The sequence below is a fragment of the Pseudomonas syringae group sp. J248-6 genome, from assembly GCF_032586995.1.
Taxonomy (GTDB): domain Bacteria; phylum Pseudomonadota; class Gammaproteobacteria; order Pseudomonadales; family Pseudomonadaceae; genus Aquipseudomonas; species Aquipseudomonas amygdali.
In genome coordinates, this window is record NZ_JAWHOP010000001.1 from 104,382 (window position 1) to 121,180 (window position 16,799).

Sequence of the window (16,799 nt, forward strand, 5' to 3'; positions counted from 1 at the left end):
GTACTGGAAGAGAAAGATGTGCAGCTCGCCGTCAAAGGCGACCAACTGGTCGTCAGCGGCAAGCGACAGTCCCTCATGGAGCCCGCCGTGCTGGCGCTGTTGCGCGAGAACAAGGCGGCATTGATCGAACTGATCAATGCCGGCGAGTATTACAGCGGCAAGGCCGATGAAGTGGAGGTTCCCGCCCAGGCGATTGTGCCGGGCTGCGAGCGCATCACCCCGGAAATGTTGCCGCTGATGAAACTCGACCAGGCAGCCATCGAAAGCATCGTTGCCCGCGTTCCTGGCGGCGTGCGCAATGTGCAGGACATCTACCCGCTGGCGCCGTTGCAGGAAGGCATTCTTTATCACCACATTGCCGCCGAACAAGGCGATCCATACGTGCTACAGGCACAGTTTACGATTGCCAGCCGGAAGCTTTTCGACGAGTTCACCACGGCCTTGCAGCAGATCATCGACCGCCACGACATCCTGCGTACCAGCGTGTTATGGGAAGGCCTGGACGAGCCGGTTCAAGTTGTGTGGCACAAGGCTGATCTGGTGCTCAGCGAAATCACCCTTGAGCCTGACGCCGGTACCGCCAGCGAGCAGTTGCAACAACGCTTCGACCCACGGCATTACCGCCTCGATATCAGCCAGGCACCCTTGCTGCGGCTGGCCTTCACCCACGACGTGGCCAACCAGTGCTGGGTGGCGATGTTGCTGTTTCACCACATCGCCATCGACCATGCGGCGCTGGACCAGATCCATCATGAACTCCATGCGCACCTGAGCGGTCAGGCCCACACCCTGGGCGAGCCAGTGCCGTATCGCAACTATGTGGCCCAGGCCCGGCTCGGCGTCACGAACAAGCAGCACGAAGGGTTTTTCCGCGAGATGCTCGGCGACGTCGACGAGCCTACGCTGCCGTTCGGCCTGCACGATGTGCGCGGCGACGGCCATGGTATCGAAGAAGCGCATCAGACCCTGCCTTTAGAGCTGAGCCGACGCTTGCGAAATCAGGCCCGACTGCAAGGGGTGAGCGCGGCGAGCTTGCATCACCTTGCCTGGGCACAGGTGCTCGGGCGCCTGTGCGGGCGCAGCAACGTCGTATTCGGCACCGTACTGCTCGGGCGTATGCGCGGCGGCGAGGGGGTTCGCCGGGCCTTGGGGATGTTTATCAATACGTTGCCGCTGCGGGTGGACGTGGGTGAGCAGGATGTGCGCGCCGGGGTCAAGGCGACCCATATACGTTTGACTGCATTGCTCGGCCACGAACACGCCTCGCTGGCGTTGGCCCAGCGTTGCAGCGGTGTATCAGCACCGACGCCACTGTTCAGCGCACTGCTCAACTATCGCCACAGTTCAGCTGAAGCGGCGACCGATCAGGAAGTCACCGATCAGACCGCTCAACTCTGGGAAGGGATTGAGGTGAGGGGCGGCGAAGAACGCACCAACTACCCATTGATTTTATCCCTCGACGATTTTGGCGAAGGATTCAGCCTGAATGTTCAGGCTGTCACCGGTATCGGTGCCCAGCGGGTTTGCGGGTATATGCAGACGGCGCTGGAAAGCCTGGTGCATGCACTGGAGCAGACACCGCAAACGTCGTTGAACAGCTTGCCGATCTTGCCGGCCGACGAGCGTGAGCAGTTACTGGTGCAGTTCAACGACACCGCGCTGGATTACCCGCAGCAACAGACCATTCACGGGCTGTTTGAAGCACAGGTCGAGCGCACACCGGAAGCCATGGCAGTGGTTCATGGCGAACAACGCCTGACCTATCGCGAGCTTAACCAGCAGGCCAACCGCCTGGCCCATGCCCTGCGCAAGCAGGGCGTGCAGCCGGATTCTCGCGTCGGCATCTGCGTTGAGCGCGGCGTGGAGATGGTCGTCGGTTTGCTGGCGATTCTCAAGGCGGGCGGCGGTTACGTGCCGCTGGACCCGTCGTATCCGGTAGAACGAATTGCCTACATGTTGCAGGACAGTGCTCCGGCAGCAGTACTGGCGCAAACCGCGACTCAGGGCTTGCTGGCCGACGTTTCAGTGCCTGTCATCAATCTTGATCTGAACGATTGGCAGGACCAATCCGTCCAGAATCCGCAGGTGCCGGGGCTGACTTCAGCGCATCTTGCGTACCTGATCTACACCTCGGGCTCGACCGGTCTGCCGAAAGGCGTGATGATCGAACACCGCAACACCGTTAACTTCCTGACCTGGGCGCACAAGGCTTTCGACGGCTCTGCACTCGAAAAAACGCTGTTCTCCACCTCATTGAACTTCGATCTTGCGGTTTATGAGTGCTTCGCGCCGCTGACGTCGGGCGGCAGCATCGAAGTGGTCAAAAACGTCCTTGAACTGCAACACGGCGAGCACGATATCGGCATGATCAACACCGTACCGTCGGCGCTTAAAGCACTGTTGGACGTTGACGGGCTGCCGACGTCGGTCCATACGGTCAACGTCGCCGGTGAAGCGCTGAAACGCAGCCTGGTTGAATCGCTGTTCGAAAAAACCGGCGTGCAGCGCCTGTGCAACCTCTACGGTCCCTCGGAAACCACCACCTACTCAAGCTGGGTGGCGATGGACCGCGAAGATGGCTTCGCAGCGCACATTGGCAAGCCAGTCGGCAATACACAGTTTTACCTGCTGGACGAACAGCAACAGCCTGTGCCACTGGGCGTTGCCGGTGAGATCTACATCGGCGGTGCTGGCGTGGCGCGGGGTTATCTGAACCGTGACGACCTGACTGCCGAACGTTTCCTCAAAGACCCGTTCAGCCAAAACCCAGCGGCACGCATGTACCGCACCGGCGACCTGGGTCGCTACCTGCCAGACGGCAATATCGAATACCTCGGCCGTAACGACGATCAGGTGAAAATCCGCGGCTTCCGTATCGAATTGGGCGAGATCGATGCACGCCTGGCCAAACACCCGGCGGTCCATGAAGCGGTAGTCACCGCCCGCGAGGACATTCCGGGCGACAAACGCCTGGTGGCTTATTACACCGTCCAGGCAGCTCACACTGAGCCAGACATCGACAGCCTGCGCGGCTGGCTGCAGGAACAACTGCCGGCCCACATGATCCCTGCGGCCTACGTGCGTCTCGACGCAATGCCGCTGACCCCGAACGGCAAACTCGACCGCAAGGCCCTGCCAGCACCGGACGGTGACTCACTGATCAGCCGTGGCTACGAAGCCCCACAAGGTGAAACCGAAACGCAGATCGCTGCTATCTGGAAAGACTTGCTGGGCGTTGAACAGGTCGGTAGACATGACAACTTCTTCGAGCTGGGCGGACACTCACTGTTGGCAGTCAGCCTCATAGGGCACATGCGTCAGTTGGGCCTGAGCGCCGATGTGCGTGCGCTGTTCGGCCAGCCGACGTTGGCCGCACTGGCTGCTGCGGTCGGTGGTGGCACGGCAGTCATGGTACCGGCCAATCTGATCGCCGGGGATTGCCAACGCATTACGCCCGAGCTGCTGCCGTTGATCAATCTGACCCAGGTGCAGATCGATAAGGTCGTGGCAAGCGTGCCGGGTGGCGTGGCGAATGTGCAGGACATCTACCCGCTGGCACCGTTGCAGGAAGGCATTCTCTATCACCACCTGGCCGCCGAAAGCGGCGATCCCTATGTGTTGCAGACTCAGTTCGCCTTTGATAACCGCGAACGTATGGACGCTTTTGTTCAAGCGTTGCAAACGGTTATAGACCGTCACGATATTCTGCGCACCAGTGTGGTGTGGCAAAGCCTTGAGTCCCCGCTGCAGGTGGTCTGGCGTAAGGCCCAATTGCACCTTGAAGCGCTCGAACTGGATCCTGTGAACGGCGATATCGGCGTGCAACTGCACAGCCGCTTCGACCCGCGTCACTACCGCCTGGACATCGGTCAGGCACCGTTGATGCGCGTGGTCTATGCCGAAGATCCGCCCAACCAGCGGATTTGCGCGATGTTGCTGTTCCACCACATGGCCCTGGACCACACTGCGCTGGAAGTGGTGAAGCACGAAATACAGAACGGCTTGCTCGGCGAGGCCGAAGCCTTGGCAGCGTCGGTGCCCGTGCCGTACCGCAACTATGTGGTTCAGGCACGCCAGGGTGTCAGCCAGGCTGATCACGAAACGTTCTTCCGCGACATGCTGGGCGATATCCTCGAGCCGACCCTACCGTACGGCCTGCTGGATGTGCAGGGCGATGGCAGCCACGTGAAGGAAGCCAGCCTGACGCTGGACCCTCAACTGAATCTGCGCCTGCGGGCTCAGGCCCGGCAGCAAGGCGTCAGCGCCGCCAGCCTGGTGCATCTGGCCTGGGGCCAGGTGCTCGGCACTGTTTCGGGCAAGCGTGACGTGGTGTTCGGTACGGTGTTGATGGGGCGGATGCAGGCCGGTGAGGGCGCCGAACGCGCCTTGGGCATGTTCATCAACACCTTGCCGCTGCGGGTTTCGGTAGGTGAGCAGGGCGTGCGTGACGAGGTCAAGGCGACCCATAAGCGCGTGACCGCGTTACTCGGTCACGAACATGCATCCCTTGCCCTGGCCCAGCGTTGCAGCGGCGTTGCCGCACCGACGCCGCTTTTCAGCGCCTTACTCAACTACCGTCACAGTGCAGCTGCCAGCGTTTCCGAACAGGCGGTCCAGGCCTGGCACGGTATTCATGTTCTGAGCAGTGAAGAACGTGCCAATTATCCACTGAGCTTGAGCGTCGATGACTTTGGCGACGGTTTCAGCCTGAATGCACAGGCGGTGGCGGGTATCGATGCGCGGCGCATCTGCGATTACATGCAGACCGCCTTGAGTCATCTGGTCGAGGCCCTTGAATCCGCCCCGGATTCAGCGGTATGCAACCTGCAGGTGGTGCCGGAAGCCGAGCGGCAGCAACTGCTGTTGGCGTTCAACGACACCAAGCAAGACTACCCGCGGCAGCAGACCGTGCACGCCATGATTGAAGCCCGGGCAGTCAGCGCACCCGAAAGTGTCGCGGCTCAGGTGGGCGAGCATTGCCTGCACTACGGCGAGATGAACCATCGCGCCAACGCTCTGGCCCATCACCTGATCAGTCTCGGTGTCTGTGTGGATGATCGTGTGGCAGTCATGGCCCGTCGCGGACTGGACACGCTGGTGGCCATGCTCGCCGTCCTCAAGGCAGGCGCAGGCTATGTCCCGGTCGATCCGTCACACCCTGACGAACGCATTGCCTATCTGCTGGCCGACAGCGCACCCAAAGTTCTGCTGACCCAGCAGGCCCTGATGAACCGTGTGCCGCAAACGTCTGCACCGGTCATCGCCTTTGACCGCCCTGAATGGTCGCAACGCCTGGAAAACCCGCAAGTGGCGGGGCTCAACCCCACGCATCTGGCTTACGTAATCTACACCTCCGGCTCCACTGGCCAGCCAAAAGGCGTGATGGTAGAGCACCGTACCCTCGGTAACCTGATCGACTGGCATTGTCAGGCCTTCGATCTCCAGGCTGGCAGCCATACCGCCAGCGTCGCTGGCTTCGGTTTCGACGCCATGGCCTGGGAAGTCTGGCCGGCGCTGTGTGCCGGGGCGACCCTGCACCTGCCGCCTGCGGACCTGGGTAATGAACAGCTTGATGCGCTGCTCGACTGGTGGATCGCCCAGCCGCTGCAGGTGGCTTTCCTGCCGACGCCGGTTGCCGAGTACGCCTTCAGCCGCGACTTGTCTCACCCCACCTTGCGTACGCTATTGATCGGTGGCGACCGTCTGCGCCAGTTCCAACGCGATCCAGGCTTCACCGTCATCAACAACTACGGCCCGACCGAGGCCACGGTGGTCGCCACGTCGGGGCGTTTGCTGCCCGACGGCAGACTCGACATCGGCACACCGATTGCCAATACCCGCGTGTACCTGCTCGACGAGCATCAACAACTGGTGCCGCTGGGTGTGGCGGGCGAGCTGTACGTCGCCGGAGAAGGCGTGGCGAGGGGGTATCTGAACCGACCGGAGATGACCGCCGAGCGCTTTCTGCGTGATCCGTTCCACGCCGACGCACGGATGTACCGCACCGGCGATCTGGCACGCTGGAACGCCGATGGCACTCTCGACTATCTGGGGCGTAACGATGATCAGGTGAAAATCCGCGGCTTACGCGTTGAGCTGGGTGAAATCGAAGCACGCCTGGCCGAACACGCCGATGTTCGTGAAGCCGTGGTGCTGTGCCGCCAGGATGTTCCTGGTGACAAGCGTCTGGTGGCGTATGTCACGACGCAGCAGCCTGAAACGGTGCTCGACATCGAACACCTGCGCAGCCATCTGCAAGGCACATTGCCGGACTACATGGTGCCGACAGCCTATGTGCAGCTCGATGCGCTGCCGCTGACCGCCAACGGCAAGCTCGACCGCAAGGCCCTGCCAATGCCGGATGCGCAATCGCTGATCAGTCGTGGCTATGAAGCACCACAGGGCGAGGTAGAGATCCAACTGGCATCGATCTGGGCTGATGTACTCACGGTCGAACAGGTCGGTCGCCATGACCACTTCTTCGAACTGGGCGGCCACTCGCTGCTGGCAGTGAAATTGATCGAGCGCATGCGTCAGGTCGGCCTGAGTGCCGATGTGCGCGTACTGTTCAGCCAGCCTACGCTGGCGGCACTGGCGACAGCGGTCGGCGGTGGCACGGAAGTCGTGGTGCCAGCCAATCTGATTCCGGAACGCTGCGAACACATCACCCCGGACCTGCTGCCGCTGATCAGCCTGACTCAGGCGCAGATCGACTGCGTGGTAAAGCATGTGCCCGGCGGTGCTATTAACGTGCAGGACATTTACCCGCTGGCGCCTTTGCAGGCAGGTATTCTTTATCACCACATCAGTGCCGAGCAGGGCGATCCATACACCCTGAAAGCCCTGTTCAGTCTGCGCGACCGCGCACGACTGGACGATTTCAGCCACGCCTTGCAAGCGGTTATCAATCGTCACGATATCCTGCGTACCGCTGTACTGTGGGAAGGTCTCGACGAACCGGTGCAAGTGGTGCTGCGCCAAGCTGAAATGCACGTCACCGAGTTGTGCCTCGATCCGGTAAACGGCCCGATTGATGAACAGTTGCACGAGCGCTTCGATCCCCGGCATTACCGCCTCGATGTGCGTCAAGCGCCCTTGATGCAGATTGTCTTTACCCATGACCCGCTCAACGATCGCTGGCTGGCGATGCTGCTGTTCCATCACTTGGTCAATGACGCAACCTCGCTGTACGTGGTGCTGCATGAAATGCAGGCGCACTTGCTAGGTCAGGGTGCTTCTCTGGGTCAGAGCGTGCCGTATCGCAACTACGTGGCCCAGGCCCGGCTGGGTGTCAGCGATGCGCAGCACGAAGCTTTCTTCCGCGAAATGCTCGGTGATATCGACGAGCCAACGCTACCGTTCGGTTTGCAGGATGTGCAGGACGGCGGCGGTGACATCGAAGAGGCGAGTGTGATCCTGCCCGCTGAACTGAACCTGCGTTTGCGGACTCAGGCTCGACAGGCAGGCGTCAGCGCCGCGAGCCTGATGCATCTGGCCTGGGCACGGGTGCTCGGCAGCGTCTCGGCCCGTGAACAGGTGGTGTTCGGTACAGTACTGCTGGGCCGTATGCAGGCCGGCGAGGGTGCAGACCACTCGTTGGGCATGTTTATCAACACCTTGCCACTGCGCGTCGATATCGGCGCGACAACGGTGGTCGAGGGATTGAAAGCGACCCACGGGCAACTAACGGCTTTGCTGGGCCACGAACACGCGCCACTGGTACTCGCCCAACGCTGTAGCGGCGTGGATGCCCCGGCGCCACTGTTCAGTGCGTTGCTCAACTATCGACACAGTGTCGTGAGCGACGTTTCAGCGGAAACCGCCACTGCCTGGGAGGGGATCGAGTCCTTCGGTGCCAAAGACCATACCAACTACCCGTTGACCCTGAATATCGATGACGTAGGCAACGGTTTCAACCTGACGGTACTGGTCAGCAGCACCGTCGGTGCCAAACGCGTCTGTGGCTACATGCAGACCGTGCTGGAGCATCTGTCGAATGCCCTGGAGCAGTCACCGTCCTCGACCCTCGACAGCCTGCCGATCCTGCCCGCTGCCGAACGTGAGCAGTTGCTGGTGACGTTCAACGACACCGCGCGGGACTATCCGCAGCAACAGACCGTGCATAGCCTGTTTGAAGCTCAGGTGCGGGCGTGCCCCGAGGCCTGTGCAGCAATCCACCACGGCGTTGCAGTGAGCTATGCCGAACTCAACACTCGGGCCAACCGTCTGGCGCGGCATCTGCTGGGGCTTGGTGTGCAGCCCGGTGACAGCGTGGCGATTTTGCTGGAACGCAGCCATGACCTGCTCGCCAGTCAGCTGGCAGTGCTCAAGTGCGCGGCGGTGTATGTGCCGCTGGACATCAATGCCCCGGTAGAGCGTCAGGCGTTCATGATCGAGGACAGCCAGGCGCGTGTACTGCTCACTCACAGCCAAGTGTCGCTGGAAACCGCTGCCCAGCGTGTCGATCTCGACGGTTTGACCCTGAACGATCTGAAAGACACTGATCTGGCGTTGCCGCAGTCCGGCGAAAGCGTCGCCTACATCATGTACACCTCTGGCTCTACCGGCACGCCTAAAGGTGTGTTGGTGCCGCATCGGGCCATAAGCCGTCTGGTGATCAACAACGGTTACGCCGATTTCAATGCGCAGGATCGTGTGGCATTTGCCTCCAACCCGGCGTTTGATGCCAGCACGCTGGATGTCTGGGCACCGCTGCTCAATGGCGGCTGTGTGGTGGTGATCGGGCAGAACGACTTGCTCTCCCCATTGAATTTCCAGCGCCTGCTGCTGGAGCAATCGGTAACCGTGCTGTGGATGACCGCCGGTTTATTCCATCAATACGCTTCGGGGCTGGGCGAGGCCTTTTCGCGCCTGCGCTACCTGATTGCCGGCGGCGACGTGCTGGACCCGGCCGTTATAGGCCGGGTGTTGGCGAATAATCCGCCACAGCATCTGCTCAACGGTTATGGCCCGACCGAGGCGACGACCTTTTCCGCAACCTACGAGATTGTTTCGGTCGGCAATGGCTCGATTCCTATTGGCAAACCCGTAGGCAACAGCCGCCTGTATGTGCTCGATAGCCAAGGCCAACCCGTGCCGTTGGGCGTGCCCGGCGAGCTGTATATCGGCGGGCAAGGCGTTGCCAAGGGCTATTTGAACCGTGATGAATTGAGCACCACGCAGTTTGTCTTCGATCCGTTCAATCCGTCGGAAAACGCACTGATGTACCGCACCGGCGATTTGGTTCGCTGGCGCGCCGACGGCAACCTGGAGTATCTCGGCCGCAATGACGAGCAGGTGAAGATTCGTGGTTTCCGCGTTGAACTGGGTGAAATCGAAGCGCGCCTGGCCAAACACTCCGCTGTTCGCGAAGCCGTAGTGCTGTGCCGTCAGGATGTGCCTGGCGACAAGCGTCTGGTGGCTTATTTCACCGCACAGCAGCCTGTCGACATCGAACACCTGCGCAACCATCTGCAAGGCACGTTGCCGGACTACATGGTGCCGGCAGCCTACGTGCAGCTTGACGCTCTGCCGCTGACCGCCAACGGCAAGCTTGACCGCAAGGCGCTGCCAGTGCCGGATGCGCAAGCGCTGATCAGCCGTGGTTATGAAGCACCGCAAGGCGAAGCCGAGACCCTGCTGGCAGCGATCTGGGCGGATGTACTGACGGTCGAACAGGTCGGTCGTCATGATCACTTCTTCGAACTGGGCGGCCATTCGCTGCTGGCAGTGATGCTCATCGAACGCATGCGTCAGGTCGGCCTGAGTACCGACGTACGTGCGCTGTTCAACCAGCCGACCCTGGCCGCGCTCGCCGCAGCGGTGGGCGGGTACACCGACGTGCAAGTGCCGGATAACCTGATCGTGCCGGACTGCGAGCGTATTACCCCGGACATGCTGCCGCTGGCTGACCTCGATCAGGCAGGGATTGATCGGGTCGTCGCCAGCGTGCCGGGCGGCCTGGCCAACATTCAGGACATCTATGCTCTGGCCCCCTTGCAGGAAGGCATTCTCTATCACCATCTGGCTGCGGATGAAGGTGATCCCTATGTCTTGCAGATGCTCTTCGCGTTCGATGATCGCGAGTGCCTGGCCGGTTTCGCAGCAGCCTTGCAGAGCGTGGTCGAACGCCACGACATCCTGCGCACCAGCGTGGTCTGGGAAGGGCTTGAGCAGCCGGTACAGGTGGTATGGCGCAACGCGAAACTGAGCCTGGAAGAGGTGGCCATCGACCCGCTCGACGGTGATGTGCTGACACGACTGCGCGAGCGTTTTGACCCACGGCACTATCGCCTGGACATCGGCCAGGCGCCGCTGATGCGTATTGCCTACGCCGAGGACACCACCCACCAGCGGCTGGTCGGCATGTTGCTGTTCCACCATCTGGCGCTGGATCACACTTCGCTGGAAGTGGTAGTGGAGGAAATGCAGGCCAGCCTGCAGGGTCAGATCGAGCAATTGTCGGCCCCGGTGCCTTATCGCAACCATGTGGCACAGGCGCGCCTGGGTATCAGCCAGGCTGAACACGAAGCGTTTTTCCGCGACATGCTCGGCGACATCGACGAACCAACACTGGCTTACGGCATACAGGACGTGCAGGGCGATGGCAGTGGCATCGAGGAAGTGAATCAGTTACTCGACAGCCAACTGAGCAGCCGTATACGCAGCATTGCGCGGCAGTTGGGGGTCAGCGCTGCAAGCCTTGCCCACCTGGCATGGGCTCAGGTGGCTGGTCGGGTCTCAGGGCGCGAAGAAGTCGTGTTCGGCACTGTACTGATGGGCAGGATGCAGGGCGGCAACGGTGCCGACCGCGCGCTGGGAATGTTCATCAACACCTTGCCGCTGCGCATCAGCGTCGGCAGCCAGAGCGCTCTGGCGGCGGTCAAGGTCACTCACCAACGCCTCTCGGCACTATTGGGGCATGAGCATGCTTCGCTGTCGCTGGCCCAGCGCTGCAGCGGTGTGCCGAGTTCGCTGCCGCTGTTCAGCACCTTGCTCAACTACCGCCACAGCAACAACAGTGCGGCCTCGGCCGACACATTGTCAGCCTGGCAGGGCATTCAGACCCTGAGCATGGAAGAACGCACCAACTATCCGTTGTGCCTGAACGTCGATGACCTGGGCGATGACTTCATGCTCACCATTCAGGCCGTCCAGCAAATCAATGCCCAGCGCATCGGCGAGTACATGCAGGTTGCACTGCGCAGCCTGGTGGAAGCACTGGAACACACCCCGCAAGCAGCGCTGAACAGCCTGCCGATGCTGCCGGACGATGAACGCGAGCTGTTGCTGACGGGTTTCAATGACACTGCCCATCCTTATCCTCGCGACGTGTTGATTCACCAACTGTTCGAACAACAGGCCGCCCAGCGTCCGGGTACTTGCGCCGTACGCGGCGACAGCGGACCGCTGCTCACTTACGCCGAACTCAACCAACAGGCCAACCAGCTCGCCCATCGCCTGATCGAACTGGGTGTGGAACCGGATACGCGGGTTGCGGTCAGCCTGCGTCGAGGACCGGAAATGGTCGTGGCGCTCTTGGGTATTCTCAAGGCCGGTGGCGCCTATGTGCCGATCGATCCGGACCTGCCGAGCGCGCGTCAGGCATACATGCTCGAAGACAGCTCGCCAAGGGCGGTGCTGACCATTCTGGACCTGAGCGAAAACCTGCCGGCCATGACGCTGCCTGTACTGATTCTGGATGACCACCAGGACAGCGCTCAGCTTGCCTCAAAGCCGATCAACAACCCGGATACCGAAGCTCTGGGTCTTCAGCCGAGTCATCTGGCCTATGTGCTGTACACCTCCGGTTCCACCGGCACGCCCAAAGGCGTAATGAATGAACACCTGGGTGTGGTCAACCGCCTGCTCTGGGCCCGTGACGCCTATCAAGTGAACAGTCAGGATCGGGTACTGCAAAAGACCCCGTTCGGCTTCGACGTGTCGGTCTGGGAGTTTTTCCTGCCGCTGCTCGCCGGTGCCGAACTGGTCATGGCCCGTCCCGGAGGCCATCAGGACCCCGACTATCTGGCGCAGGTCATGAGTGACGCGGGCATTACCCTGCTGCACTTTGTGCCTTCAATGCTCGATGTATTTCTGGAACACCGCTCAACCCGCGACTTCCCGCAATTGCGTCGAGTGCTGTGCAGCGGCGAGGCTTTGCCTCGTGCGTTGCAGCGCCGCTTTGAGCAACACCTCAAGGGCGTCGAACTGCATAACCTGTATGGCCCGACCGAAGCGGCCATCGACGTTACCGCCTGGGAATGCCGCCCGACGGATCCGGGCGACAGCGTGCCTATTGGCCGTCCGATTGCCAACATTCAGATGCACGTGCTGGATGCCCTGGGCCAGCTGCAACCACTGGGCGTGGCCGGTGAACTGCACATTGGCGGCATCGGCGTAGCGCGGGGTTATTTGAACCAGCCAGAACTGAGTGCCGAGCGTTTCGTCGCTGACCCGTTTTCCAGCGACCCGCAGGCCCGCCTGTACAAAACCGGCGACGTGGGTCGCTGGCTGGCCAATGGCGCGCTGGAATACCTGGGTCGTAATGACTTCCAGGTGAAGATTCGCGGCTTGCGTATCGAGATCGGCGAAATCGAGGCCGCTCTGGCCAAACACCCGGCGGTCCATGAAGCGGTAGTTACCGCCCGCGAGGACATACCCGGTGACAAACGTCTGGTGGCCTACTACACACGGTCTGCGGGGCACACTGCTGTCGATATCGAAACCCTGCGCGGTCACCTGCAGCAACAGTTGCCTGAATACATGGTTCCGGCCATTTACGTACTGCTCGATACCATGCCACTGACGCCGAACGGCAAGCTGGATCGCAAGGCGCTACCCGCACCGGACGGTGATGCGCTGATCAGCCGTGGCTACGAGGCGCCCGAAAGCGATACCGAGATGGCCATTGCGCATATCTGGCAAGACCTGCTGCAACTGGAGCAGGTCGGCAGGCATGACCACTTCTTCGAACTGGGCGGCCACTCTCTGCTGGCCGTCAAACTGATCGAGCGCATGCGCCAGATCGATCTGATTGCCGATGTACGCGTGCTGTTCAGCCAGCCGACCCTGTCTGCCCTGGCGGCGGCGGTGGGCGGCAAGGGGGCCGTCGAGGTGCCCGCCAATCTTATTCCCACCGACTGCGAGCGCATCACTCCAGACATGCTGCCGCTGGCATCGCTGAGCCAGGACGACATCGACCGCGTGGCGTCCAGCGTGCCCGGCGGCATGGCCAACGTGCAGGACATCTATGCCCTGGCGCCGCTGCAGGAGGGGATTTTGTATCACCACCTTGCAGCGGTCGAGGGTGACCCGTACCTGCAATACGCACTATTTTCCTTCGACAATAACCAGCGTCTGCACAGTTTCGCCCAGGCACTGCAAGCTGTAATCGCGCGGCACGATATCCTCCGCACCGCCGTGCTTTGGGAGCGTCTCGAGGCTCCGGTGCAAGTGGTCTGGCGTGAAGCGCCTCTGATGCTTGATGAGCTGGTAATAGACCCGGCCGATGGCGAGGTCACCGAACAGTTGCTCAAGCGTCTCGACCCGCGTCACACGCGCCTGGACATCCGTCAGGCGCCGATGCTGCGCATCGGTTATGCCCACGACGCGGTAAATAATCGCTGGCTGGGCATGCTGTTGTTCCACCACCTGGTTGACGACGCCACGTCGCTGCGCATTCTCACCAGCGAAATCGAGGCGCACATGCTCGGCCAGCAAGCCTCGCTGCCGCCGTCCGTGCCTTATCGCAATTACGTGGCCCAGGCCAGACTCGGTGTAAGCCGCGAGGAACATGAGGCGTTTTTCCGTGACATGCTCGGTGACATCGACGAGCCCACGCTGCCATTCGGCGTGCAGGACGTGCAGGGCAACGGGCGCGGTATCGAGGAAGCATGCCAGCGGGTCGATATCGACCTGAGTCAGCGCTTGCGGGCGCAGGCTCGTCAACTCGGGGTCAGCTCCGCCAGCCTGTATCACCTGGCCTGGGCCCGTGTACTGGGCGCGGTGTCAGGCAAAGACGATGTGGTGTTCGGCACCGTGTTGCTCGGTCGTTTGCAGGGCGGTGTCGGCTCCGACCGGGCGTTGGGAATGTTCATCAACACCTTGCCGCTGCGCGTCACGCTGGGGGAGCAGGGCGTGCGCAGCGGCCTGAAAACCACTCACGCACGGCTCAGTGGCTTGGTCGCCCATGAGCACGCCTCACTGGTACTGGCCCAGCGCTGCAGCGGGGTGCCCGCGTCAACGCCACTGTTCAGTGCCTTGCTTAACTACCGGCATGTCGACGCAGAGGTCAATCAGCAGGCTTTCGACGCCTGGCAGGGCATTGAACATCTGCACAGTGAAGAACGCACCAACTATCCGTTGACCCTTTCGGTCAACGATGAAGGGGTGGGCTTCAGCCTCACGGTCCAAACCATCGCCAGTATCGATGCGCAACGGGTCTGCGCGTATATGCAGACGGCGCTGGAGAGCATGGTCAGCACACTGGAGCAGTCCAGCGAGATGCCTCTGGCAGGTTTGTCGGTTGTGCCGGCAGCAGAGCGTGAGCAACTGGTGTTCGGGCTCAACGCTACCGAGCTGGATTACCCGCAGCAGCAGACCATTCATGGCCTGTTCGAAGCGCAGGTCGAGCGCTCGCCGCAGGCTTTGGCGGTGGTGCATGGCGAACTGCGCCTGACGTATGGCGAGCTCAACGACCAGGCCAACCGCCTGGCCCATGCCTTGCGTAAACAGGGCGTTCAGCCGGATTCCCGCGTGGGGATCTGCGTAGAACGCGGGGCGGAAATGATCGTCGGCTTGCTGGCGATCCTCAAGGCGGGCGGTGGCTATGTGCCGCTGGACCCGGCTTATCCGGCCGAACGAATTACTTACATATTGCAGGACAGTGAGCCAGCGGCGGTGTTGGTCAAGGCAGCCACTCGGCATTTGCTGGCAGGCGTTTCGGTGCAGACCATCGACCTTGATGATCAGAGCGCCTGGCAACACGAATCCATACAGAACCCGGAAGTCGAGGGCCTGACCTCGGCACATCTGGCGTACCTGATCTACACCTCGGGTTCGACCGGTATGCCGAAAGGCGTGATGATCGAACACCGCAACACCGTTAACTTCCTGACCTGGGCGCACACGGCTTTCGACGGATCTGCACTGGAAAAAACGCTGTTCTCCACCTCGCTGAACTTCGACCTAGCAGTCTACGAGTGCTTTGCGCCGCTGACATCGGGTGGCAGCATCAACGTGGTGAAAAACGTTCTTGAACTGCAACACGGCGAACACGATATCGGCCTGATCAACACCGTGCCGTCAGCGCTGAAAGCGCTGCTGGAAATCAACGGGTTGCCAGGATCGGTTCACACCGTCAACGTCGCTGGCGAAGCGCTCAAGCGCAGTCTGGTCGAATCACTGTTCGAGACAACCGGCGTGCAGCGCCTTTGCAACCTGTACGGGCCGTCCGAAACCACCACTTACTCAAGCTGGGTGGCGATGGACCGCGAAGACGGCTTCGCTCCGCATATCGGCAGGCCGGTGGGCAACACCCGGTTCTATCTGCTGGACGAGCAGCAACAGCTCGTTCCGCGAGGTATGCCGGGTGAAATCTACATCGGCGGGGCAGGTGTGGCCCGTGGTTATCTGAACCGCGATGATCTGACCGCAGAACGTTTCCTGAAAGACCCGTTCAGCCAGCAGCCCGCGGCACGCATGTACCGCACGGGTGACCTTGGCCGTTATCTGCCCGATGGCAATATCGAATACCTGGGTCGTAACGATGATCAGGTGAAAATCCGTGGTTTCCGTATCGAACTGGGCGAGATCGAAACGTGTCTGGCCAAGCACCCAGGGGTACAGGAAACGGTGGTTGTCGCCCGTGAGGACGTACCAGGCGAAACCCGTCTGGTGGCGTATTTCACAGCGTCCGACCCTGCACGGCTACCGGAAAGCAGCGATCTGCGCACGTACCTGCAAGGGTTGCTGCCGGACTACATGCTCCCGGCAGCTTATATGCCGCTTGACGCGTGGCCGCTGACGCCGAACGGCAAGCTCGACCGCAAGGCCCTGCCGGCACCGGACAGCAGCGCACTTGTCTCGCGCGCTTACGAAGCCCCGGTGGGTGACGTCGAGATCAAATTGGCAGCGCTTTGGGCGGACCTGCTTAATGTCGAAAAGGTCGGACGTCATGACCATTTCTTCGAACTGGGCGGGCATTCTTTGTTGGCGGTGAGCCTGATCGAGCGCATGCGTCAGGCGGACCTCGAAGCTGACGTTAGAGTGCTGTTCGGTCATCCGACGCTTATTCAGGTGGCGGCCTCAGTGGGCAAGGTCAAGCGGCTGGAGGTGCCGGAGACGAAAATTCCGACGTTCAAGCGCAAACGCCGTATCTGAAGCCACGGCAACCACCCGACCGGTTTGCAAACGGTCGAGTGGTTGCCGTCCACCCTGAAGCCCTTCGCAACGCTTTCCCAACGCTTTCCCAACATCCCCCCTGCTTGTTCAGCCAAGCGCTCGCACATCGCTGCGTTGACGTCACCCTCAAGTCTTGTCCCAGCTTCCCACGACAGACAGTCGCCTGTGGATGCTCTAATTTTTGCGGCGTGTGGGAAGCACGGCGAATGGGAAGTTTCGTGTGTGTCATAGGATCGCAGCCCTTTATTGCTGCGGCTCCAATCATACCTGCGCCCGGATCCCGTTCTGTCTTCGAGTTTCGAAGCCCCTCCGTATTTATCGTGCGAAACACTGTTTGCGACACCGTGCCCCGGAGTCGTCAACCCTCTCCGAAATGAAAAACAGCAGGTTATTCG

Annotated in this window: 1 protein-coding gene; it reads left to right on the forward strand. The window is 61.2% G+C overall.

Annotated elements, in window-relative coordinates; genetic code table 11:
- Window positions 1-18: 18 nt before the first annotated feature.
- Window positions 19-16,383 carry an amino acid adenylation domain-containing protein gene (locus RYC17_RS00260; RefSeq protein ID WP_410478443.1) on the forward strand — a complete coding sequence of 5,455 codons (16,365 nt, stop codon included), beginning with the start codon at window positions 19-21 and terminating at the stop codon, window positions 16,381-16,383.
- Window positions 16,384-16,799: the final 416 nt, after the last annotated feature.